The following is a 325-nucleotide window of genomic DNA, read 5'->3' as shown; positions in this document are numbered from 1 at the left end:
CAGGCCTGAACCCGACCGATGCGGTGAACGTGAGCCAGTTGATGTCGGAAGACGCGAAGGTGAACAACGTTTCGAACAATGTTTCGAACGTTGCGAACAACCTGAGCAACCTGGGCAACAACGTCACGAACATCAACAACCAGGTGACGAACATCGTCAACGGTGGCGGCATCAAGTACTTCCACGCGAACTCGACGCTGGCGGACTCGGTGGCGACGGGTGCGAACAGCGTGGCGGCGGGTCCGGCATCGGTGGCGAGCGCATCGAATGCGGTCGCGATGGGTAATGGCGCGTCGGCGACGACGGCGAACTCGGTGGCGCTGGG

General features: G+C 61.5%; 1 pseudogene. It reads left to right on the top strand.

Annotation, left to right across the window (positions count from 1 at the left end):
• Positions 1–325 (top strand): annotated as a pseudogene (locus tag G3N95_RS40420) (adhesin); the annotation flags it as partial.

It is taken from the genome of Paraburkholderia sp. Tr-20389 (genome assembly GCF_017104565.1).
Lineage (GTDB): Bacteria > Pseudomonadota > Gammaproteobacteria > Burkholderiales > Burkholderiaceae > Paraburkholderia.
This window is presented reverse-complemented; position numbering and strand designations above follow the sequence as displayed.